This is a genomic window from Staphylococcus sp. EG-SA-2, assembly GCF_017152085.1.
The window spans coordinates 1-509 of the sequence record NZ_JACYHC010000245.1; the positions used below are offsets into that span (position 1 = coordinate 1).

Genomic DNA, 509 nt, shown 5'->3' on the forward strand with positions numbered 1-509 from the left:
CCTGCAGAAAAAGATGCGATTGAATTTGCGAAGAAGCATCGTAAAGAATTTGAAAAAGTAGGTGAACAATTCTTTAAAGATAACTTTGGACTAAAAGTTAAAGCTACAAATGTTGTAGGTAAAGATGATGGTGTAGAAGTTTATGTGCATTGCGAAGATCATGGCATTGTATTTAATGCAAGTCTACCTTTGTACAAAGATGCCATCCATCAAAAAGGATCAATGCGCAGTAATGACAATGGTGATGATATGAGTATGATGGTGGGTACAGTGCTGAGTGGCTTTGAATATCGAGCGCAAAAAGAAAAGTATGATAACTTATATAAATTCTTCAAAGAAAATGAAAAGAAATATCAATATACAGGCTTTACAAAAGAGGCAATTAACAAGACACAAAACGTTGGATATCAAAATGAATACTTTTATATCACATATTTATCAAGAAACTTAAAAGAATATCGTAAATATTACGAACCGTTGATTCATAAAAATGATAAAGAATTTAAAGA

The 509-nt window shown here is 31.2% G+C and carries 1 protein-coding gene; it reads left to right on the top strand.

Features of this window, described 5'->3' with window-relative positions; translation table 11 throughout:
* A partial coding sequence (locus tag IDG60_RS02385; RefSeq protein ID WP_206160457.1) for a DUF1672 family protein occupies positions 1–509 on the top strand: 509 nt, incomplete at both ends.